21 protein-coding genes are annotated in these 20,653 nt (G+C 57.0%); 5 read left to right on the top strand and 16 right to left on the bottom strand.

The window, feature by feature from the left end:
• Positions 1–120: 120 nt before the first annotated feature.
• Complete coding sequence (locus BM347_RS01265) at positions 121–1,290, bottom strand: Ig-like domain-containing protein (RefSeq protein WP_093914612.1); 1,170 nt, start codon at positions 1,288–1,290, stop codon at positions 121–123.
• 108 nt (positions 1,291–1,398) lie between these two features.
• On the opposite strand from BM347_RS01265, the gene BM347_RS01260 reads away from it, so the two are divergent.
• Positions 1,399–1,950, top strand: coding sequence for an LOG family protein (locus BM347_RS01260; RefSeq protein ID WP_093914611.1), 552 nt, complete (start codon positions 1,399–1,401; stop codon positions 1,948–1,950).
• Positions 1,951–2,232: 282 nt separating this feature from the next.
• Here BM347_RS01260 and BM347_RS01255 read toward each other — a convergent pair whose 3' ends face one another.
• From BM347_RS01255 to BM347_RS01225, 7 genes are all read right to left on the bottom strand, one after another.
• A complete protein-coding gene (locus BM347_RS01255) occupies positions 2,233–2,688 on the bottom strand; it encodes a host attachment family protein (RefSeq protein WP_093914610.1) in 456 nt (151 codons plus the stop codon).
• 120 nt (positions 2,689–2,808) lie between these two features.
• A complete protein-coding gene (locus BM347_RS01250; protein ID WP_093914609.1) occupies positions 2,809–3,408 on the bottom strand; it encodes a superoxide dismutase in 600 nt (199 codons plus the stop codon).
• A gap of 205 nt (positions 3,409–3,613) precedes the next feature.
• A complete protein-coding gene (locus tag BM347_RS01245) occupies positions 3,614–4,189 on the bottom strand; it encodes a sarcosine oxidase subunit gamma (RefSeq protein WP_093914608.1) in 576 nt (191 codons plus the stop codon).
• Positions 4,182–7,199, bottom strand: coding sequence for a sarcosine oxidase subunit alpha family protein (locus tag BM347_RS01240; RefSeq protein WP_093914607.1), 3,018 nt, complete (start codon positions 7,197–7,199; stop codon positions 4,182–4,184). The genes BM347_RS01245 and BM347_RS01240 overlap by 8 nt, the downstream gene beginning before the upstream one ends.
• 76 nt (positions 7,200–7,275) lie before the next feature.
• Complete coding sequence (locus BM347_RS01235; RefSeq protein ID WP_093915361.1) at positions 7,276–7,605, bottom strand: sarcosine oxidase subunit delta; 330 nt, start codon at positions 7,603–7,605, stop codon at positions 7,276–7,278.
• 93 nt (positions 7,606–7,698) lie between these two features.
• The gene (locus tag BM347_RS01230) at positions 7,699–7,977 is read right to left on the bottom strand and encodes a hypothetical protein (protein WP_093914606.1); all 279 of its coding nucleotides are present in this window, start codon (positions 7,975–7,977) and stop codon (positions 7,699–7,701) included.
• Between the two features lie 97 nt (positions 7,978–8,074).
• Positions 8,075–9,319, bottom strand: coding sequence for a sarcosine oxidase subunit beta family protein (locus BM347_RS01225; RefSeq protein ID WP_093914605.1), 1,245 nt, complete (start codon positions 9,317–9,319; stop codon positions 8,075–8,077).
• Positions 9,320–9,541: 222 nt separating this feature from the next.
• Between BM347_RS01225 and ccmI the strand changes: the two genes are divergently transcribed.
• The 3 genes from ccmI to BM347_RS01210 are packed head-to-tail and all read left to right on the top strand — an operon-like array spanning position 9,542 to position 11,498.
• A complete protein-coding gene (gene ccmI, locus BM347_RS01220) occupies positions 9,542–10,780 on the top strand; it encodes a c-type cytochrome biogenesis protein CcmI (protein ID WP_093915360.1) in 1,239 nt (412 codons plus the stop codon).
• Entirely contained in the window at positions 10,777–11,262 is a 486-nt protein-coding gene (gene ruvX / locus BM347_RS01215; protein WP_093914604.1) for a Holliday junction resolvase RuvX, read from the top strand. The genes ccmI and ruvX overlap by 4 nt, the downstream gene beginning before the upstream one ends.
• Positions 11,259–11,498: a DUF1289 domain-containing protein gene (locus tag BM347_RS01210; protein ID WP_093914603.1), complete on the top strand. Its 240-nt coding sequence runs from the start codon at positions 11,259–11,261 to the stop codon at positions 11,496–11,498. Before ruvX ends, BM347_RS01210 begins: the two co-directional genes overlap by 4 nt.
• Before the next feature lie 5 nt (positions 11,499–11,503).
• Here the strand turns inward: BM347_RS01210 and BM347_RS01205 are convergent, their stop codons facing one another.
• From BM347_RS01205 to BM347_RS01180, 6 genes are all read right to left on the bottom strand, one after another.
• On the bottom strand, positions 11,504–11,707 hold the full coding sequence (locus BM347_RS01205) for a hypothetical protein (RefSeq protein WP_093914602.1): 204 nt from the start codon (positions 11,705–11,707) through the stop codon (positions 11,504–11,506).
• Between the two features lie 208 nt (positions 11,708–11,915).
• Positions 11,916–12,737: a sulfite exporter TauE/SafE family protein gene (locus BM347_RS01200; protein ID WP_093914601.1), complete on the bottom strand. Its 822-nt coding sequence runs from the start codon at positions 12,735–12,737 to the stop codon at positions 11,916–11,918.
• Positions 12,738–12,770: 33 nt separating this feature from the next.
• On the bottom strand, positions 12,771–13,733 hold the full coding sequence (dusA, locus tag BM347_RS01195; RefSeq protein ID WP_245764151.1) for a tRNA dihydrouridine(20/20a) synthase DusA: 963 nt from the start codon (positions 13,731–13,733) through the stop codon (positions 12,771–12,773).
• A 245-nt stretch (positions 13,734–13,978) separates the two neighbouring features.
• Positions 13,979–14,554 (bottom strand): PIN domain-containing protein, encoded by a 576-nt coding sequence (locus tag BM347_RS01190; protein ID WP_093914599.1) that lies wholly within the window; start codon positions 14,552–14,554, stop codon positions 13,979–13,981.
• A complete protein-coding gene (locus tag BM347_RS01185) occupies positions 14,551–15,012 on the bottom strand; it encodes a helix-turn-helix domain-containing protein (RefSeq protein WP_245764150.1) in 462 nt (153 codons plus the stop codon). Before BM347_RS01185 ends, BM347_RS01190 begins: the two co-directional genes overlap by 4 nt.
• 424 nt (positions 15,013–15,436) lie before the next feature.
• Positions 15,437–17,080, bottom strand: coding sequence for a BCCT family transporter (locus BM347_RS01180; RefSeq protein ID WP_093914598.1), 1,644 nt, complete (start codon positions 17,078–17,080; stop codon positions 15,437–15,439).
• Positions 17,081–17,314: 234 nt separating this feature from the next.
• Here BM347_RS01180 and BM347_RS01175 point away from each other — a divergent pair, with 234 nt between their 5' ends.
• Complete coding sequence (locus BM347_RS01175) at positions 17,315–18,946, top strand: alpha-D-glucose phosphate-specific phosphoglucomutase (RefSeq protein WP_093914597.1); 1,632 nt, start codon at positions 17,315–17,317, stop codon at positions 18,944–18,946.
• Positions 18,947–18,950: 4 nt separating this feature from the next.
• Here the strand turns inward: BM347_RS01175 and BM347_RS01170 are convergent, their stop codons facing one another.
• Both BM347_RS01170 and BM347_RS01165 read right to left on the bottom strand, forming a co-directional pair.
• Entirely contained in the window at positions 18,951–19,760 is an 810-nt protein-coding gene (locus tag BM347_RS01170) for a carbohydrate ABC transporter permease (protein WP_175498460.1), read from the bottom strand.
• Complete coding sequence (locus tag BM347_RS01165; RefSeq protein ID WP_093914595.1) at positions 19,757–20,623, bottom strand: carbohydrate ABC transporter permease; 867 nt, start codon at positions 20,621–20,623, stop codon at positions 19,757–19,759. Before BM347_RS01165 ends, BM347_RS01170 begins: the two co-directional genes overlap by 4 nt.
• Positions 20,624–20,653: the final 30 nt, after the last annotated feature.

Below are 20,653 nucleotides of genomic sequence, written 5' to 3'. Positions count from 1 at the left end.
GCGCGGGTGGTATCGGCTGACATAAATTTTCCTGAATGCGTGCACCACTACATAGGCCCCAACCCGCGCGGTTGCCAGAGCAGCAGGTAAAATCATCGTCCTAAATGCAGGTGGGATGCGTCAGTCAGGCAGATCGAAAACCTGTCCGGGATAGATCAGATCGGGGTCGCGGATAGCACTGCGGTTTGCCTCGACCACACGCAAATACAAGGTCGGATCGCCATAGCGTTCGCGGGCAATCGCCCAAAGCGTGGCACCTTCCTGCACGGTGACTTCCTTGATCGGGCCATCGTAATTGGCAGTAGCACGGGCCAAAGTCTCGGCGCTTTCGCGTTTAAACGGCGTCTCGACCCGGCTGATTACGCCACCATCCTGATCCAGCTCATCCACGCGCAGGGTATAGATCCCTGTATCGATGCCTTCGATATCGCCGCTCCAGCGGCCTTCTTCGTCTACCGGCAACTTACCAACCGCATCATTATCAAGATAAACCTGAACAGCGGCTCCTTGAGATTGGGCGCGCCCGGCCAGTTGCACCTCTCCCTGCTCGGAATATGTAATGGTGTCCAGCGCCACGCTTTGCGCGGCATCGCGGTCGTCATCGGTTAACAGCTCTACCCCGTCCCGCGTCGATTTCAACAAAGCCACTTGCTGTGTTGGTTCTTGCTGCGCCGGGACTTGCGATGCCGGTTCGGCTGGCTCCGATTGTGCGACCTCACTGTCGATTGCTTCTGTTTTCGGTTTCTCTTCAACGGCTTCCGATACGTCCTTTGAATTCTCTTTGGCCGCTACAGCTGCAGGGGCCTTAGGCGTCATAGGGGCCAGAATAACCTCATCCTCGGACCGGGTTTCGGTATCTTCCACTTGCGCCTCAAGGCTTAACACCTGGCCCTTCCCGTCAGGGGGCAGAATGGCAAGCGTCGCGAATTTTCCAGCGCTGTCGGCAGTGGTTTTCGCGATCTCAGTGCCATTGCTGACAACTTTGACCTCGCTGCCTGGCGCGGCGCGGCCTGCGATGACCGTCATGCCATCAGCGTCCCTGCGTACCTCATCAAAGCTGGGCTTTTGCGGGGCTGGGTCGGGGATTTGTACTGGTGGTTCCGCTGCGGCAGGGGGTTGCGGCTTGGCAGGTTCAGGTGCGGCGGCGACTTGATCATCGGCGGGCGCGATCTGTACTGTCTCGCCCCCCTTAAAATCCTGATTAAAAAGGAAATATCCCGCCACGACTACAACCGCAGCAACAACAATTCCGCCCAAAACCTGAGCATTTCGCGATTGGAAAACCGACATTACCCGCCCCCTTGGTACTCACCACATTGAGCCCTTGTAGCAAGCAGGCTATCAAGGGTCAAAATAGAGCTGCGCCGCGGCCTCACATTTACTGACAAGGACCCTGTGATGTTTCAAAAATCCATCTGCGTTTATTGCGGATCACGCCCCGGTGCGGACCCAGAATATATGTTGGCTGCGCAGGCCATGGGCCGGGGGCTGGCGGATAAAAACTGGCGGTTGGTTTATGGTGCTGGTGACGTGGGATTGATGGGGGCCGTCGCACGGGCGGCGCAGGATGCGGGTGCCGTGACCTTTGGTGTGATCCCCGAACATCTGGTCAAATGGGAGGTCGGGAAAACCGATCTGACCCAGTACATCGTGACCGAGACCATGCACGAACGCAAAAAAGTCATGTTCATGAACTGCGATGCTGTTGTGGTGCTTCCGGGGGGTGCGGGGTCGCTGGACGAGCTGTTCGAGGTGCTGACATGGCGACAGCTTGGCCTGCATGAAAAGCCTGTAATCCTATTGAATACAAATGGTTACTGGGATCCGTTGATCAAGCTCCTAGAGCATGTTGTTGCAAACGGCTTTGCGGATAAGACACTGCTGGATTACTTCGTCTCCGTCCCCAATGCTGCATCCGCACTAGAGACATTAAGCGTTTCACTAAGCTGAGACGCAAGGGACTGCGAATAAACCATAGTGCCGGAAAAACAGGCGAGCCGAGCATATCAAAGATCATTCAGATCAGGGCGTCCAGACGTTCAACCACGTCTGCAAGTTTCCGTCGACGCGTTCGATACAGATACTTAACGAGAAAAGACCACCCGCAAGTAAGGTGGCATTTAAGCTGATTGGCTTTGGGAAAATTGGGGCCGAAGACCTCTCCGCGCCGCTCTAAGCCATGTTGCAAAATTGTCTCGTACAGCTTGCTACTTAAAGCGGCACCGAGGCCGTTTAATTGCCTTCCAGCTCTGCCTTAACAATCTTTTCGATCTCGTCCATCGGGTGATTGGTCAGCGTCTTGGGGATTTCACCAACGACTTTGGCCACGACCTCTTGATGCATTTCATCGCGCAATTCGCCCAAGGTTTTCGGCGGTGCAACGATCACGATCTTATCGAATTTACCTTTATGCGATTGTTTATACAGAATTTCTGCCAGCTCATCCGCGAAACGGTCTTTTGACAGTTGATGCCAGTCGGTGTCGTCCACGGCAGAGCGGTGCACCGAAGGACCGTCGTTAAAGCGCCCACGACGGTTGGCGGCCTGATCCCGGTTGGGCGGGTTGTCCTGCTCTTCCTCGCGGAAGACTTGCAAGAACGGGTCTTCGGCATCCGTCTCGTTCACCATAAACAGTGCTTTTTCACCGTCGGCGATCAGCACCCAAGTTCCATTTTCCAGCTTTGCCATTTGTCTACTCCTATCCTGAGAGTTGCGTCATTGAGAAAACAGTTCAAGATCATCCTAGTTCCAAAGAAAAAGCCCCGCAAACATCGTTCACGGGGCTTAATATTTTAACGCTTCGATAGATTACATGCGCGAGGCGACGTTTTCCCAATCAACCAAGTTGTCGAGGAAGTTGGTCAGATAGTCAGGGCGCGCGTTGCGGAAATCGATGTAATAGGAGTGTTCCCACACATCGCAGCCCAGCAATGCAGTTTGACCAAAGCACACGGGGTTCACACCGTTTTCGGTTTTGGTCACCTTCAGGCCGCCGTCTGTGTCTTTGACCAGCCATGCCCAGCCGGAACCGAACTGGCCCGCGCCAGCGGCTTTGAAATCATCCTTGAATTTATCAACGGAACCAAAGCTTTCAGTGATGGCTTTCTCAAGCTCGGTCGGCATTGCGTTGCCGTTTGGACCCATCATTTCCCAGAACTGGTTGTGGTTCCACAGCTGACTGATGTTGTTGAAAATGCCGCTTTGGGCGACCGCTTTGGGATCGTATGTGCCCTTGATGATCTCTTCGAGAGATTTGTCAGCCCATTCGGTGCCTTCAATCGCTTTGTTTCCGTTCACAACATAGGCATTGTGGTGCTTGTCGTGGTGATATTCCAGCGTTTCAGCAGACATACCTTTGGAAGCAAGGGCGTCGTGGGCATAGGGAAGATCGGGAAGTGAAAAAGCCATTTTTTGGGCCTCCGTTGATTAATTTCATCTGGGTCACATGAAGCCCCTCATGGCCTAAGGTCAAGGGGCAGGACACAAAAGAACGTCGCCCAAAGACGCATCGATACGGGTGGCTTCGCCTGACGTCTTGGTACCTCAACAAATCAAAACCGCGCTAAGTTCCGTTATCACAACGGGTTTTATGCGCAGGCTATGACTACAAAGGTTAACCGCGGTGGTAATTCACCTCTGATCCGGGCTGTGCTGCGGTTTTCAGCAGATCAAAGACATATTGCGCGACCGACCGGAAACAGACCAGTTCTGCCGTATCATCATCGATCATCCAGAATGCGGCAGGCACCTGCGCCAGCCGCGTGCGCCGGATTGTGCCGGGGGCAAAGGCATCGCGGCTGGTATCCACCGGCGCAAGCTTGGCCAGAACCTCGCGGGTATGCACGCCGCTCACGCGGAAAACCGCGCGTGCATCGGATACATTCACCGCCAGCGCATGGTTGCTGCCAATGGCCTTGTGCAATGTCTCAAGATTGGTGGCGACGTCAGCATAGGGGCCGATCAACAGCAGCTCATCCGGCGACATCCAAGCAACGCCTTTGCCAGCGTCAAGATTGATGCCGCGTACCTCGGGCATGGCGACGCCGGTGATCTTTTTGACGGGTTTCTTCAGATAGCTCGCAGTCAGATCACCACGGAGCGAGATCATACCAATCGGATCAAGGGCGGTGATTTCTGCGATACCTTGCGTATAGGTGGCCCCTTGCAGGGCGCTGATGGGCTCAGACATTCTGCTTCTCCCCTTCTTTATCGTAAAACACCGGATCGACGATTTTCGCATGGTAGATTTTGCCGTCGGTGCCGGGGAATTCCAGCACTTCACCCATGCGGTCAGGGCCGTTCAACACCAGCCCCATGGCAATACCTTTGCCCAGCGTCGGCGAATGATAGGTCGATGTGACGCGCCCGATCATGTTGCTCTGGTCGTTTTCATTCACGCCCTCGCCCACGGCATAGGCCCCGTCCGGCAAGGTGCTGCCATCGGTTGTCTCAAGCCCCACGAGCTTCCAGCGGGTCGGGTCCACCATATGGCTGCGCTGCTGCGCGCGTTTGCCAAGGTAGTCTTCTTTCTTTTTCGAGATCGCCCAGTTCAGCCCCAGATCCTGCGGGATCACGGTGCCGTCGGTTTCGTCACCGATCATAATGAAACCCTTTTCGGCGCGCAAAATGTGCAGACATTCCGTGCCATAGGGCATCACGCCCAGATCATTGCCCGCGACCATCAGCGCATCCCAAAACGCCTGCCCCACGCCGGCATCAACGGCGATTTCATAGCTCAGCTCGCCCGAGAACGATATCCGGTAGATGCGGCATTTGAACCCGCCCAGCTCTCCATCGACCCACTCCATAAAGCCAAGCGCGTCTTTGCTGACATCCATCCCGCCCAGCTTTTCAAGGCACTTGCGGGCATTGGGACCAACGACGGCGATCTGCGCATATTGTTCGGTGACATTGGCGACATAGACTTGCCAATCCCACCATTCGGTTTGCAGCCATTCCTCCATATGTTGGTGGATACGGTCCGCCCCGCCGGTCGTGGTATGGCACAGGAAGGTGTCATCATCGATGCGCGCGACCACACCATCGTCGATCAGGAAACCGTTTTCCGAACACATCAGACCATAACGGCATTTGCCCGGTTTCAGGCTGCTCATCATATTGGTGTAAAGCATGTCCAGGAACTTGCCTGCGTCCGGCCCTTTGACGATGATCTTGCCAAGGGTCGACGCATCCAGCAGGCCCATGTTAGTGCGTGTATTGGTCACTTCGCGCATCACCGCGTCATGGGTCGTCTCGCCGGGGCGGTTATAGGAATAGGGCCTGCGCCAATGGCCGACAGGTTCCCATTCGGCACCATTCGCCGCGTGCCAGTCGTGCATGGGGGTGCGGCGCAGCGGTTGGAACACATCGCCGCGCGCCTCGCCGCCAATCGCACCCATTGAAATCGGGTGATAGGGCGGGCGAAAGGTTGTGGTGCCCACGGTAGGGATATCCGCATCCAAGGCCCCCGCAAGGGTCGCAAGGCCGTTGATATTGCTAAGCTTTCCCTGATCCGTCGCCATGCCCAGGGTGGTATAGCGTTTGGTGTGTTCGACGCTCACGAACCCTTCTTGCGCGGCAAGGCGCACGTCGGAAACCTTGACGTCATTCTGGTAATCCAACCACGTCTTTTCACGCAGCTTGACGTTGGCACCATGGGGCATCATCCAGACCGGGGCCAAGGGGGTTTCCTCTTGGCGCTCGGCGTTGGGAGAAACCACATCGACGGGCAGTTTGAAGCCCAAAGTCGTCACGACGCCGTCCGCCGCAGCATGGGCATCATGCAAGATATCGTCCAGACTAAAGAACCCTGCCGCAGCGCCTGCGGCTGTGACAAAGCCATGGCCATCGGCACCAATCGGCGGGTGGTTCACGTCAGGGCGGAAGGTGGCAAGGCGCGCATCCCACACCAGCTTGCCGCCGCAATGGGACCACAGATGCACCACGGGCGACCAGCCGCCCGACATAGCCACCGCATCGCAGTCGATGGTTTCCAGCACCGCGCCTTCGCCAGCCTGGCTGCATACGTTCACGGCAGTTACCCGTTTGCCGCCTGTAACCGATGACACCGCGTGGCCCATCAAAACCCGAATGCCCAGTTCCTTGGCACGGGCCATCAGGGTGGAATCCTCGGGCAACACGCGGGCATCAAGGATCGCTGGCACATTCAGGCCAGCCTCGGTCACCGCGATTGCCGTGCGATACGCATCGTCATTGTTGGTGACCACGACGGTGCGATCCCCGACGGAAACACCGAAATTCACCAGATAATCCCGCACAGCCGCCGCCAGCATCACACCCGGTATGTCATTGCCCGCAAAGGACAATGGCCGCTCGATCGCGCCGGTTGCGGTGATAATATGCCCCGCCCGAATGCGCCACAAACGGTGGCGTGGCCCTTGGGCACCTGGTGCGTGGTCAGTCAGGTGCTCGTAGCCCAGCACATACCCGTGGTCATAGACCCCTGCCCCCATCACGCGGGTGCGCATCTGGACGTTTTCCATCGCGGACAGTTCGCTGACCAACCCGTCGATGTGGGACGTCACCGACGCCTCTTCGACCGCGCCGCCATCAACAGCCGCACGTCCGCCCCAATGGGCGGTTTGCTCAAGCAATATTACCTTGGCCCCGGCACGCGCAGCGGTGCGCGCAGCCTCAAGCCCCGCGACGCCCCCACCGATGATCAGCACATCGCAAAAGGCGTGGAAATGTTCGTAACTGTCCGCGTCTTGTTCTTTGGGGGCTTTGCCCAGTCCGGCGGAGTGACGGATGATCGGTTCATACACATGTTTCCAGAACGGGCGTGGATGGATGAACATCTTGTAATAAAAGCCTGCGGGCAGGAACCGGCTGAGGTGTTTATTGATCGCCCCCATGTCGAACTCGAGGCTTGGCCAGTGGTTCTGGCTGGTCGCATCAAGCCCGTCAAACAATTCGGTGGTCGTCGCGCGCTGGTTGGGTTCAAACCGCCCGCCACGGCCGAGGTTCATCAGCGCGTTGGGTTCTTCCGGGCCAGCGGCGACAATGCCACGTGGACGGTGATATTTGAACGACCGCCCCACCAGCATCTGGTCATTGGCCAAGAGCGCCGAGGCAAGCGTGTCGCCTTCGTAACCGCGCAACTGTTTGCCGTTGAACGAAAAACTGACAGCGTTGGATTTGTTGAGCAGGCGGCCGCCTGTGGCAATTCTGGTGCTCATGGGTCTAACCTTGGTGTTTGCGGAAAGCGCGGATGCCTCCGGCGGGAGTTTTTTGGGCAAAATGAAACAGCGGCATCTATGCGGTCTCGGGGGGCTGCCAATCTGGACGGCGGTCGGTGATTTTGTCGATGATATCCTGAGGGACCGTGCTGGTTTGGGCCGTGTAGGTGCCAAAGATTTCCAGCGTCGTTGTATCGCGGGCAGCGTGAAACCATTTGCCGCAGCCATAGACATGGCGCCACCGTTCAAAATGCACGCCCTTGGGGTTTTCGCGCATGAAGAGGTATTTTTCAAAGTCATCATCCGATGCGCCGGGGCCATGCCGGGTCAGATGCGCCTCTCCTCCGGCGTGGAATTCGGTTTCTTCGGCGGTGATGCCGCAGTTGGGACAGGTGAGGATCAGCATGGGACGCTCCTTTGGCAGGTTGCGCGAAACGCAAAAAAGCCGACCCCGCATGCGGGATCGGCTTTGGTCGCGAAAGAATGATGTGTTTTAGGCTCAGTTGCCGGTAGCGTTGTCCGCAGCGTCCTCGATGGAGTCGGCCGCGGATTGCGCTGCGTCCCCAACGGAGTCTGCCGCGTTTTCCATCGCATCGCCGGAACCTTCGACGGTAACGTTGATGTCGTTGGATGTATCCATCGGATCGCCGTCCGAGAAGTAGTAGAAGGCGAAGCCAACAACCAGCACGGCGAGAACGCCGATGACGATACCGATACCGGTATTGCTGGTTTTGTTAACCGTGGTGTGCGGGGTGTGGTTGTGTTCTGGTGTAGCCATTGTACTCGTCCTTCATAAACTCTGTATGAGGACACAACACCGTGAACGGCGGAATTGTTCCGCGTTTTGTTTGGGTTTATGGCGACCCGCGCAAACATCAATGCGCCACCCCAGCAGCCACGCTTTCGTCGATGAACCGGCCTTCTTGAAAGCGGTTCAGCCCGAAGGCGTCTGTGAGCGGCGAGCGGCCTTTGGCCATCAGTTCGGCCATGGCCCAGCCGGACCCCGGGATTGCCTTGAAGCCGCCGGTGCCCCAGCCGCAGTTGATGAATACGCCGTCAACGGGGGTTTTGCTGAGGATCGGAGAGCGGTCGCCCGTCACATCAACGATGCCACCCCATTGGCGCAGCATCTTGAGGCGTGACACCATTGGAAAGGTCTCGATCAGGGCGCGGACGGTTTCCTCGATATGGTGGAAAGACCCGCGTTGGGTGTAGTTGTTATAGCCGTCGGTGCCGCCGCCGATGACCATTTCGCCTTTGTCGGATTGTGACATATAACCGTGAACGGTGTTGGCCATGACGACCACATCCATGCAGGGTTTGATCGGCTCGGACACCAGCGCCTGAAGCGAGACGGATTCAATGGGCAGCCGGAAGCCCGCCATATCGGCCAGATGACCCGAATGGCCTGCGACGACCATGCCCAGCTTGTCGCAATCGATGTCACCGCGGCTGGTGGACACACCCACGACCTTGCCGCCTTCGGAGCGGATGCCGGTGACTTCGCATTTCTGGATCACGTCCATGCCCATGTCAGAACAGGCGCGCGCATAGCCCCATGCCACTGCATCGTGGCGCGCCGTACCGCCACGCGCCTGCCACAACCCGCCCAAAACGGGATAGCGGGGGCCGTCGAGATTGATGATCGGCACCAACTCCTTGACCCGCGCGGGGCTGATAAATTCTGTCGTCACCCCCTGCAGCGCGTTGGCGTGGGCCGTGCGTTGATAGCCGCGTACCTCGTGGTGGGTCTGGGCCAGCATGATCACGCCACGGGGTGAAAACATGACGTTATAGTTCAAATCCTGGCTCATCGTCTCGTAGAGGCTGCGGGCCTTTTCGTAGATCGCGGCGGACGGGTCCTGGAGGTAGTTCGAGCGGATGATCGTGGTGTTACGGCCCGTGTTGCCCCCGCCAAGCCAGCCTTTTTCAAGGATCGCCACATTGGTGATGCCAAAGTTTTTGCCCAGATAATAGGCTGTTGCCAGCCCATGCCCGCCTGCCCCGATGATGATCGCGTCATAGCGTTTTTTGGGCTGTGCGTCGCGCCATGCCCGTGTCCAACCTGTGTGGTGGCGCAATGCTTCGCGGGCGATGGCAAAAGCGGAATACTTCTTCATAAAGGACGGTCCCCGGGATGGATTCGCACGTGGCTGTGTGCTTGGGTTCTTTCTGGGTGAGCAGGCAGAAAAGAGGATACTCTGCGCGGCATTCCGTATCAGTTTTACGACATACCCCGCAATCGCACAAATCACAGATCAGGGTGCTGCAATATGGCCCCTTTTGTCACGGGACAACACCGTTTAGATATGCACCCTACTGAATGAATGGACCCGACCCACATGAACTTTTGGATCATCGCCGCCGCTAGTGCCACCCTTGTGACCGTTTTGCTGATCCGCGCCTTGTGGCGTGGGGCAACAGCGCAGGCACCGTCGCGGGCCGAACAGGACTTGCAAGTCTACCGCGATCAATTGGCCGAGGTCGAACGCGAGGTCGCGCGCGGTGTTCTGCCAGCCGAGGATGCAGCGCGTGCCAAGACCGAAATCTCGCGCCGCATTCTTGCCGCCGACAAGAGCCACACAGCCGAGATACAGACCGGGCGCGCGCCGTCAAAGCTGCTGATGACCATGATCGCAGCGGCGTTAATCGGGGGCAGCTTGTATCTATATACCAACCTAGGCGCGCCGGGCTATGGCGACTTGGCGCTGAAAGACCGCATCGCTTTCGCCAAGACGTTGCGCGAAACCCGCCCCAGCCAGGCCGATGCCGTTGCGGGTATTCCTCAAGCGTCGGTCGGGGCCGAGCTGAGCGCCGAATACGAGACCTTGCTGGCACGGCTACGCGAAACCGTTGCGACACGGCCTGACGATGTGCAGGGCCAGACCTTGCTGGCGCAGAACGAGGCGCGGGTTGGCAATTTTGCTGCCGCCGCCGATGCGCAATCTACCGTGGTGCGTCTGAAAGGGGCCGATGCGTCGACCGAAGAGGTCGCGAATTACGCCGAGCTGTTGATCATGGCCGCAGGTGGGTACGTGTCGCCCGAGGCCGAGGCCGTCTTGCGCGCCGTGTTGACCCGGGATGCAGAGAACGGGACCGCCAGCTATTACTGGGGCTTGATGCTGATCCAGACGGGGCGGCCTGATCAAGGCTTTCGGATTTGGGATGGATTGCTGCGCCGTGGCCCCGCCGATGCGCCGTGGATCGAACCCATATTGGGGCAAATCGAACCGGTCGCCGATCTGGCTGGGGTCGATTATGCCATACCAGAGATCGGCACCGGCTTGCGCCAAAGTGACCTGCCCGGTCCGTCGCAGGATGACATTGAGGCGGCGCAAGACATGACGCCAGCCGCGAGGATGGAGATGATTGGCGCAATGGTTGACGGACTGTCAGAGCGCTTGGCAACCGAAGGGGGCCCCGCCGAAGATTGGGCGCGCCTGATATCGAGCCTTGGTGTGTTAGGGCAGACCGACCGTGCCCAGGCAATATACGACAACGCGATGGATGTCTTTGCGGGTGATCCTGCATCGATCGACGTTATTGCCCGGGCGGGCGAAAAGGCGAATTTGATAAAATGATCTATGAGGACATCGCAGAATTCTCCGCGGCCCTGCCCCCGATGCAAGCGCTCATCGGGTTGGACTTGGGTGAAAAAACCATCGGCGTGGCGGTCAGCGACAGTTTTCTGTCGATTGCCACCCCGCTTGAAACCGTGCGGCGCAAGAAATTCGGCGTTGACGCGGCACGGCTAAGCGAGCTTATCGCGGAGCGACGCATCGGCGGGCTGATCCTTGGGTTGCCACGTAATATGGACGGATCAGAGGGGCCACGCTGTCAATCGACCCGTGCCTTTGCGCGTAATTTTGACAGGCTGGGTGATATTGCCATCGGGTATTGGGATGAACGGCTTAGCACCGTTGCTGCCGAACGCGCCCTGCTCGAGGCGGATACATCTCGTAAACGTCGCGCCGAGGTCATTGATCACGTGGCGGCAGGGTATATCTTGCAAGGTGTACTGGACCGTTTGCGCGTGTTGCGCATTCAAGGGGGCACACAATGACAGACGAGGTCTGGAAACGCGACGAAATCGAAAGCCCCTGCGTCAAGCTGTGCGTTGTGCACCCCGAGACGCGGTTGTGTACCGGGTGCCTGCGATCTATTGATGAGATAGGCGAGTGGTCACGGATGACACCTGAAACACGGCGTCAGATCATGGATGAATTGCCATCGCGTGCGGGCGCGCATTCAAAACGGCGCGGTGGACGGGCGGCTAAACTGGCCAGACAGCAGGATTAATTCGCTTACTGGGCAACGCCGTAGAGAAAATCCAACAGTAAATCGCTGGTTTGCGCACCCTCAAAGGCAGAGGGGCCGTAGTTGTCATTTGCAGGGCTGATGTGCTGAATATTCTGAAAATGTTGCGCGACGGCCCAATGACCACATGCCGGAGCCTTGGGCCTGAAAGCGATCACATTCCTGTCGTGGTTTTCAACTTTCGATATCATTGCACTGTCTCTCAATTCGGGGCCACGCTGATTCTGTCGCGTGGTGTTAGTCTCAAAATTTTTTCTTCCTATTTGATTAACTAACACCCCAGTTAAGGCGAGATTGCGGCAACACAGAGGTATTAGCGCGCAATTGCGAAACAATTCAGCGATACCGGCTCGCAACTGAGCAGGTTCTTAATGAAAGGCGGTGCAGAAATACCGCCGGTTAAAGCCCCAGCGACTTGCGCAGCATGTTGAGCGCTACGAGGATCAAAAATACCGCAAACACGCGTTTGAGCGGTTTCGGGTCCATGGCATGGGCCAGTTTGACCCCCAAGGGCGCGGTCATCAGCGTCATTGCAATCACAATCGCAAAGGTGGGCAGGTTCACCGCACCAACAGTCCAAGGCGGACTGTTATCAGGGGACGCAACCAGCAAAAACCCGATCACCGATGGCACCGCAATCAGCACACCAAACCCGGCGGCAGTCGCCACCGCGCGGTGGATCGGCACGTTAAACAGACTCATCAGCGGGACACCAAAGCTGCCGCCGCCGATCCCCATCAGCACCGATAGAAACCCGACCGAAGGCGACAGCGTTGCGCGCCCCAGACCAGTGGGCATCGCCTGCCCCAAGCGCCATTCCGTCCGGCCAAACGCCATATATAGCCCGACGATCAGCGCCAGCCCGCCAAAGATCCCTTGCAACACCGATGTGCGCAGCTGCGCCACGGTCAGCATGCCAATCACCGCCCCGATCACAATGCCCGGTGCCCATGTTTTCAGGATACCCCAGTCAACAGCACCCTTTTTATTATGGCTGTGCACCGACCGCAGGGACGTCACAATGATCGTGGCAAGCGACGTCGCCAAACACATCTGCATCAATTGCGGTCCGTCAAAGCCAAGCGTTTGAAACGCATAGAAAAACGCAGGCACCAAGACGATACCGCCGCCCACCCCCAATAGCCCGGCCAACACGCCCGCAAAGGCACCGATAAAGAGGATCAAAACGATCATTTGAATTAAAAGGGACATATCCGTCATGGCGCAGGGCTCCGTTAATGCTTGCCCTTGGTGCTACACCGCTTTTTGCGCCTCTGCCAGCGTTTGCATTGCATCAAGCGCATCCACCAAAACCTGACGGTCCGCCTGCGGGCCTGATGCGTTTTCGGACAGCATCCGCCGCCAGATCCGCGCCCCGGGCCGCCCGGCAAAAAGCCCCATCATATGGCGGGTAATCTGGTTCAACCGCCCACCGGAGGCGATATGCGCATCAACATAGGGCAGCATTTGCGCGACAGTATCTTCGGCGGTGGTGTCCTCGCCCTGCCCGTAAATCCGCCGATCCGCTTGGCACAATATATCAGCCGGGCTGTGATAGGCACTGCGCCCGATCATCACGCCGTCCAAACCACCGTCCAGAAACGCCTGCGCCTGATCCAGCGATGTAATCCCACCGTTGACCGAGATATGAAGGTTCGAAAACAGCCCCTTCATCCGGTGCACCAAATCATAATCCAAAGGTGGAATATCGCGGTTTTCCTTGGGGCTTAACCCCTTGAGCCACGCCTTGCGGGCGTGAATGGTCACACGTTCACACCCTGCCCCCACGATATGCGCCAGAAATTCCGGCAGCACAGTTTCGGGATCCTGATCATCCACCCCGATGCGGCATTTCACGGTCACTTCTACATCAACCGCCCTGCGCATCGCCGCCACGCATTTGGCGACCAAGGCGGGCTGCTCCATCAACACGGCCCCGAAACTGCCCGATTGCACACGGTCGGACGGACAACCGACGTTAAGGTTAATCTCGTCATACCCCGCCTGCGCCCCCAACCGCGCGGCCTCGGCCAGCTCTGCCGGATCAGACCCGCCCAGTTGAAGCGCCACCGGATGCTCTTGCGGGTTATGATCCAACAAATGCAACGCCCCCCCGCGCACCAACGCAGGCGACGTCACCATTTCGGTATAAAGCAACGTGTGCTTTGACATCAGCCGGTGCAGATAGCGGCAATGGCGATCCGTCCAGTCCATCATGGGCGCCACCGAGAGGCGTGCATTTCGGCTGAGGTTATATTTATTCTTTTCAGACACTTACGAAACCCATGTGCTGTGCGACTGGCATATGTGTAGATAGGGGGAAATTGGAGCGACGACAATAGGGGGATGGGGGAGGTCTTGTTATACACCCGCATGGGATGGCGAATGGAACGTGGGCGTTAGCTGCGCATCCGATAATCCATCTCGTGTGTGATCAAAGTAAAGATTTGCGTATAAAAGTTTTAGAGCAGTTCCATGAACTGGTTCAGCGTTTCTGCGGTTTGAAACAACTTTCGATCTTTTATCCGCTGAAGTAGCTCCCCAGCATCCATGTCTGGGTTCTTAAACCGGTCGCGCATCTTTCGTACTGCGGCTACGGCTGTGAGCTGATCAAGTTCAATCGCATCCGAAATAAACTCATCAGCAGAAATAGGCGTAATGTCAAAGGGAGCGAGAACCTTGCTCGGAAAGTCTTTAAGGTTTTCCGTCACAATCACTTGCGCTGATGTGGTAATGGCTGCCGCTAAGACGTGACGATCATCTGAATCGGGCAGTTCAAGGCTTGCTACAAGACCAGTATATCCTGTTACACACGCCTCCGGAAAGGCCCGGTCCATGACGGAACATTGCTTGACCAAATCGGCTTTACCTTTAGTAATTTTTGCGATCGCACCTGCTGTCTCACTCATAATTTCAGCACTCCACCGAGGCCGGAAAAGTCCGGCCTCGGCCAGCGACAGAATGATGTTTCTACGCATCGCACAGGCTAATACATTTGCATCAAGCAATGCTGTGAAACGGTCTGCGTAGTCACTCATAAAAGCTCGTTCTCCATGTCCATCACTGCGAGTTCAGACAGCGCGTCAGATCGTTCGGTGTCGCGTTTCTTTTTGTAGGCAAACAGATCTGCAGCTTTTACGCGACGGTGCCGCCCTGTCTTAACAAACGACATCTCATTGCTTTCCAATAGCTTTACGAGATGTGGACGCGAAACATTCAACAAATCAGCAGCCTGTTGAGTGGTCAACTCAGCGTCGACCGGGATCATCCGAAACCCTTTACCGCTCGAGACCAACCGTAACAACTCCATCAAGGATGCAGCCAGCGCCGGGGCAAGCGTGACGGGTTCAATCTGGTTGTCACCGAGTGCAAGACTCAACTTCACAGCTTCATCATCGTCCGCCTGCGAAGCAAGGATTCGGCGAAGGCTATCGGCATTCTCAATTTCAATCTGATCCGGCATGCGCTCTGCGAACGCATCTTTTGCTTGCATCATCGTAGTATCTCTCCTTTTTGACGGTGGGGTCTTACGCCCCTACTCGCAATAAACGAAATAAACGAAATAAACGTAAATACAAGTGTAAACTCGTTCACAAGATGGAGAGTTCGCCTCGGAGCAATCGGAACCTCCCCATCCAAGGGGGGCTGATTTAAGGACGTAGGACCACAAAAAATTACAGCAGTTTAAATGAAAGCCTTAGGCTTAACCAACCCACCCCTACTCAAAGAGCGTCGCATTCCGACCGCCGACGACGATATCAAAGTCATAGGCCTCTTTCACATCCGCCGTCTGCGCCCGGGCACCGTCAACAGAACAAGCCTGCACTGATGATGAGCGTGGTACACATCCAGCAAACTCAAAACGCCCCGCCGTTCATCAACAGCGGGGCGCTTTATTCTTTTACCGAGCTTACCGAATTTTAGATGTTCTTCAGCTCTGAACGCAGGCCTTTGTAGATGGCATAGCACATCACCAGCAGCACCACCGTAAACGGCAGGCCGGTCGAGATGACCATCGACTGAAGTGACGACAGCCCGCCGACCGACAGCAAAAGCACGATGGCCACTGCGCCTTCGAACACACACCAGAACACGCGTTGGGGTACCGGTGCGTCGATCTTGCCGCCGGCAGTGATCGTGTCGATCACCAGCGATCCTGAATCCGAGGATGTCACGAAGAACACCATGACCAGAATAATCCCGATCATTGATGTGATCCCCGCCAAAGGCAGCGCATCAAGCATCGCAAACAGCTGGCGTGGCAGCTCTGCCTCTTGGGCGGCGGTATAGCCGTCTTGCACAACTTGCTGGATGGCAACGCCGCCAAAGACGCTCATCCACAGGACGCAGACAAGGCTGGGGATCAGCAGCACGCAGGTCACGAATTCACGCACCGACCGGCCCCGGCTGACACGGGCGATAAACATGCCCACGAAAGGTGACCAGCTGATCCACCATGCCCAATAAAACGACGTCCAGCCTTGGCTAAAGTTCACATCTTCGCGCCCGATGGGGTTGGAAAGGCCCGGCAGGTATTCCGCATAGGCCAGCAGCGATGACCCAAAGTTTTTGAGGATCAAGAACGTCGGACCGACCAGCAACACAAAGGCCAGCAGCAAAAAGGCAAGGCCCATGTTCAGCTCGGACAGGATTTTCACGCCGCCATCCAAGCCACGCAGCACCGAAACCAATGCCACCGCAGTAATGCCCGAGATCAACAAGACCTGTGCGGTAGGCCCGACGGGAACGCCGAACAGCTCGTTCAGGCCGGCATTTGCCTGTGTCGCGCCAAAGCCCAGCGATGTGGCCAAGCCGAACAGCGTCGCAAAGACTGCCAGAATATCAATGACATGTCCCGGCCAGCCCCAGACTCTTTCACCAAGCAGCGGGTAGAAAGCCGAACGAATGGTCAGCGGCAAACCCTTGTTGTAGCTAAACAAAGCAAGAGACAGACCCACCACCGCGTAGATCGCCCAAGGGTGCAAACCCCAGTGGTAGATGGTGGCCGCCATGCCCAAACGGATCGCCTCGGCCTGATCGCCAGCCGCCGCGCCCAAGGGGGCCCAGTCGGTGCGCAGCCCGTCCTCACCCACAGCCGTTCCGCCCATTGAGCTTGAGAAATGTGACAGGGGTTCAGAGACGCCATAGAACATCAGGCCGATGCCCATGCCGGCGGCGAACAGCATCGCAAACCAGCCCAGATAGTTGTAATCAGGCACGGCCGATGCGCCGCCCAGACGGACTTTGCCCAGCGGTGTGACGATCAAAAGCAAGCAAAACAGAACAAAGATGTTGCCCGCCGAGATAAAGAACCAGTCGAACCCTTTGGTCACTGACGAGAACAACCAGCTAAACACTGCGCCCGCCTGTTCAGGCAGTGCCAGTGTATAGAATACAAAGGCGACGATGCAGATCCCCGAGATCATGAAAACGGGGTTGTGAATGTCAAAGCCGAACGGCCCGACGCTGCCCTCTACGTTGTCTTGGCCAATGGTATAATCGGTATCGATCACATTAGCCGCGCCATCCGGGGTCGGAATGCCTGGCGTCGTCACATCTGTCATAAGATGTCCTCCTTCATATTAACTGTGTATTAACTTCGTAACCTATTTACGCCGAGACGTCGCCAACTATCTGAGGTTGGGGTATCGTAGGTTGATTTCGTCTATTGGTGCCCCTTACACAACGGCGCAATGAGATGTGCAGCTAGATCAGATTAACCGCACGGCGAGGCTTGACCCCAAGGCCCCTGTGGTGCGCAGTACGCATCAGATGATTGCCAAGCCAAGGACGACAAGATGACCAGCCAGATCACCCCGACCACTCCAATCGAAGGACAAATGCCCGGCACGTCAGGACTGCGCAAGAAAACCCGCGTTTTTATGGGGCCGAATTATCTTGAGAATTTCATCCAAGCGACATTTGACGCGATCGGGGGCGGCGATGGTGGCCGTTATATCGTCGGTGGTGACGGGCGTTTCTTTAACAAGCAAGCCATTCAAACCATCCTAAAAATGGCTGCTGCCAATGGCGCAACCGAAGTGATCGTCGGGCAAAACGGTATCCTGTCCACCCCTGCAGTGTCCCATTTGATCAGGCTGAACGCATTCGACGGCGGGTTTATTCTGTCGGCCAGCCACAACCCCGGCGGCATTGATGAAGATTTTGGCGTTAAATTCAACGCCAGCAACGGCGGCCCCGCCCCCGAAAAGCTGACCGCCCGGATATTCGACGCCACCAAAACTATCAGCCGCTACAAGATCGCCGATTTTGAGGATGTGGATCTAAGCCAGATCGGTGAAACCCGTCAGGCGGGCATGGTGATCCGCGTGGTCGATCCGGTGGATGCCTATCAGGCGCTGATGGCAGAGCTGTTCGATTTCGACGCGATCCGCGCTTTGTTTGCCAGCGGGTTCACCATGCGATTTGACGCGATGCATGCGGTCACAGGCCCCTATGCCAAGGCGATACTTGAGGGCACATTGGGGGCCGCACCCGGCACCGTGGTCAACGGCATCCCGCTTGAGGATTTTGGCAAGGGCCACCCGGATCCAAACCCGATCTGGGCGAAGCCCTTGATGGACTTGATGATGTCGGACAACGCCCCCGATCTGGGGGCCGCGTCCGACGGCGACGGCGACCGCAACATGATCGTGGGACGCGGCGTCTATGTGACGCCATCCGACAGCCTTGCCGTGTTGGCCGCCAATGCGCATCTGGCACCGCCCTATCGCGGTGGTTTGGCTGGCATCGCCCGATCGATGCCCACCAGTGCCGCCAGTGATCGCGTAGCGGAAAAGCTGGGCATCGCCGCATATGAAACGCCGACGGGGTGGAAATTCTTTGGCAATCTGCTGGACGCGGGCAAGGCAACACTATGCGGTGAGGAAAGCGCCGGCACCGGATCAAACCATGTGCGCGAGAAAGACGGGTTATGGGCGGTGTTGTTGTGGTTGAACATCTTGGCCGTGCGCAAACAATCCGTCGCTGAGATACTGGCAGAGCATTGGCAAACCTACGGGCGCGATTACTATTCCCGCTATGATTTTGAGGCTGTGGCCTCAGACAAAGCTAACCGCCTGATGGATCATCTGCGCGATCAACTGCCTGATTTGGCAGGAAAAACTTTGGCCGGCTTGACCGTGACTACGGCGGATGAGTTTTCCTATCTTGATCCCGTTGACGGATCGATCAGCAAGAACCAAGGGCTGCGGATCGGGTTTGAGGGCGGTGCCCGCGCTGTCTTTCGATTGTCGGGCACAGGTACCGAAGGGGCCACGATCCGCCTTTATCTAGAGCAATACTCAGGCACCGACGGCGACACCACGCAAGACACTCAAGCCGCCCTTGCCGATGTCTGGGCCGCGGCGCAACAGGTCAGCGATATGGCCCAAATCATTGGCAGAACCACGCCCGATGTGATCACCTGACCGCCTAAACGCGCCCTATCTTGAACCCGCGCGAAAGGTGGCTGCGCATCGCAAAGAGCAGCGCAGCCCCCGGCAGCATAGACGCAACCGTGACAGCCATCACCAACCCGATGTCGGTTTGAAATCCGAACAAGGCGTTCAGCGCCATCGAAATCGGCTTGCCGTTGGTGGTGGTCAGAATGCGCGCGAAAACGACCTCGACCCACGAAAACATAAAGCAAAAAAATGCCGTGACCGCGATGCCGGGCGCGATTTGGGGCAACAGGATTTTCCAGATAAACTGGCGGCGCGAATAACCATCCAGAAAAGCGGTTTCATCCATTTCCTTTGGCACGGCAGATATAAACCCCTGCAAAATCCAAATCGAAATAGGCAGGTTGAACAGGCAATGGGCCAGCGCAATGCCAAAGACAGAGTTCACAATCCCAAGTGTCGAAAACAGCTGAAAGATTGGCAGTGTCAGCACCACGGGCGGTGTGATCCGAAAGGCGATGAACGCCAGAAACAGATGCTTGTCCCCGACAAATGAAAGCCGCGAAAACGCATAGGCCGCAGGGATCGCCACAGGCACCGTGACGCAAATATTGATCAGCACATAGGCGATCGAATTAGCAAAAGCCGATCGCAGGTTCGGGTCGTCTAGAATGGCGCTGTAATTACGCAAGGTAAACGCGCCCAGCGGCGCATCGGGATGGGCCAGCGTGGCGACAAAGCTGATCATCGTCATCTGTACCAATGGCAGGCTGACAAACACCACGAAAGCGGTCAGCGCCAATGCTTTGATGATCCGCCACATGCGCGCGCTATCCCTCATGATGTTTGCCTGTCGCTGAGTTTGGATTGTGCTTTGCTAAAGCTATAGGCGACGGTCAGCACGATCAGGAAATAGATCACCGAACGCGCAGCAGAGGGGCCATAGTTAAACGCCTTGATCTCTTCGCCCAGATCCACCGCCAGAAACATCGTGGCCCCGTCCGGCCCGCCTGCATTGATCGGAAACGCCTCGGTGTAGATCATGAAGCTGTCCATGAACCGCAGCAGAACGGCCATGAGCAACACATGATAAAGCTGCGGCAGTTGGATGTGGCGAAACACCTGCCACGGCCCTGCCCCGTCGATGGCTGCGGCCTGATAATGCGACGGCGGAATGGTTGTCAGCGCGCTATAGCACAAGATCACGACAAGGCTGGTCCAGTGCCAAACATCCATTGCGATCACCACGGCCCATGTGTGTGGGATCGACAGTTTCCAATCCACCGGCCAGCCTAGCCCCCCAAGCACGCGGCCCAAAATGCCGGTATCCGGGTTCATCAAAGCCAACCAAAGCGACGGGATCATATTCCATGGCACCAATAGCGGCAGCGCCACCACCGCAAGGCTGATCCCGACCCATGTTTTACGCTGCGGGATACATAAGGCGATGGCGATACCCAACGGGATTTGAATGGTAAGGATCAACATTGAAAACAGAGCGCTGCGGCCAAAGCTGGCCCAGAAGTGACCCGAGGTAATGATGCCCTCGTACCACTCAAACCCGACCCAAAACCGTGCATCTAGAATGAAAATCTCAAAGAATGAATAGTTCACCACAGTCATCAGGGGGATCAGCCCCACGAGGCCCAGCACCAGCACAGCGGGCAGCACAAAAATCCAACCGGTGTTGTCGCGATCTTTCATGCGCGCTCCGCTTTGGGGCGGCGTGGTTGC

Source organism: Sulfitobacter marinus, assembly GCF_900116285.1.
GTDB classification, from domain to species: domain Bacteria; phylum Pseudomonadota; class Alphaproteobacteria; order Rhodobacterales; family Rhodobacteraceae; genus Sulfitobacter; species Sulfitobacter marinus.
The sequence above is the reverse complement of the archived record's forward strand: the minus strand, read 5'-3'. Positions and strand labels throughout refer to the sequence as shown.

Coding starts and splice junctions, on each gene's coding strand:
- BM347_RS01265 (WP_093914612.1), bottom strand. CDS start 1,290: ATGTCGGTTTTCCAATCGCGAAATGCTCAGGTTTTGGGCGGAATTGTT.
- BM347_RS01260 (WP_093914611.1), top strand. CDS start 1,399: ATGTTTCAAAAATCCATCTGCGTTTATTGCGGATCACGCCCCGGTGCG.
- BM347_RS01255 (WP_093914610.1), bottom strand. CDS start 2,688: ATGGCAAAGCTGGAAAATGGAACTTGGGTGCTGATCGCCGACGGTGAA.
- BM347_RS01250 (WP_093914609.1), bottom strand. CDS start 3,408: ATGGCTTTTTCACTTCCCGATCTTCCCTATGCCCACGACGCCCTTGCT.
- BM347_RS01245 (WP_093914608.1), bottom strand. CDS start 4,189: ATGTCTGAGCCCATCAGCGCCCTGCAAGGGGCCACCTATACGCAAGGT.
- BM347_RS01240 (WP_093914607.1), bottom strand. CDS start 7,199: ATGAGCACCAGAATTGCCACAGGCGGCCGCCTGCTCAACAAATCCAAC.
- BM347_RS01235 (WP_093915361.1), bottom strand. CDS start 7,605: ATGCTGATCCTCACCTGTCCCAACTGCGGCATCACCGCCGAAGAAACC.
- BM347_RS01230 (WP_093914606.1), bottom strand. CDS start 7,977: ATGGCTACACCAGAACACAACCACACCCCGCACACCACGGTTAACAAA.
- BM347_RS01225 (WP_093914605.1), bottom strand. CDS start 9,319: ATGAAGAAGTATTCCGCTTTTGCCATCGCCCGCGAAGCATTGCGCCAC.
- ccmI (WP_093915360.1), top strand. CDS start 9,542: ATGAACTTTTGGATCATCGCCGCCGCTAGTGCCACCCTTGTGACCGTT.
- ruvX (WP_093914604.1), top strand. CDS start 10,777: ATGATCTATGAGGACATCGCAGAATTCTCCGCGGCCCTGCCCCCGATG.
- BM347_RS01210 (WP_093914603.1), top strand. CDS start 11,259: ATGACAGACGAGGTCTGGAAACGCGACGAAATCGAAAGCCCCTGCGTC.
- BM347_RS01205 (WP_093914602.1), bottom strand. CDS start 11,707: ATGATATCGAAAGTTGAAAACCACGACAGGAATGTGATCGCTTTCAGG.
- BM347_RS01200 (WP_093914601.1), bottom strand. CDS start 12,737: ATGACGGATATGTCCCTTTTAATTCAAATGATCGTTTTGATCCTCTTT.
- dusA (WP_245764151.1), bottom strand. CDS start 13,733: ATGATGGACTGGACGGATCGCCATTGCCGCTATCTGCACCGGCTGATG.
- BM347_RS01190 (WP_093914599.1), bottom strand. CDS start 14,554: ATGAGTGACTACGCAGACCGTTTCACAGCATTGCTTGATGCAAATGTA.
- BM347_RS01185 (WP_245764150.1), bottom strand. CDS start 15,012: ATGATGCAAGCAAAAGATGCGTTCGCAGAGCGCATGCCGGATCAGATT.
- BM347_RS01180 (WP_093914598.1), bottom strand. CDS start 17,080: ATGACAGATGTGACGACGCCAGGCATTCCGACCCCGGATGGCGCGGCT.
- BM347_RS01175 (WP_093914597.1), top strand. CDS start 17,315: ATGACCAGCCAGATCACCCCGACCACTCCAATCGAAGGACAAATGCCC.
- BM347_RS01170 (WP_175498460.1), bottom strand. CDS start 19,760: ATGAGGGATAGCGCGCGCATGTGGCGGATCATCAAAGCATTGGCGCTG.
- BM347_RS01165 (WP_093914595.1), bottom strand. CDS start 20,623: ATGAAAGATCGCGACAACACCGGTTGGATTTTTGTGCTGCCCGCTGTG.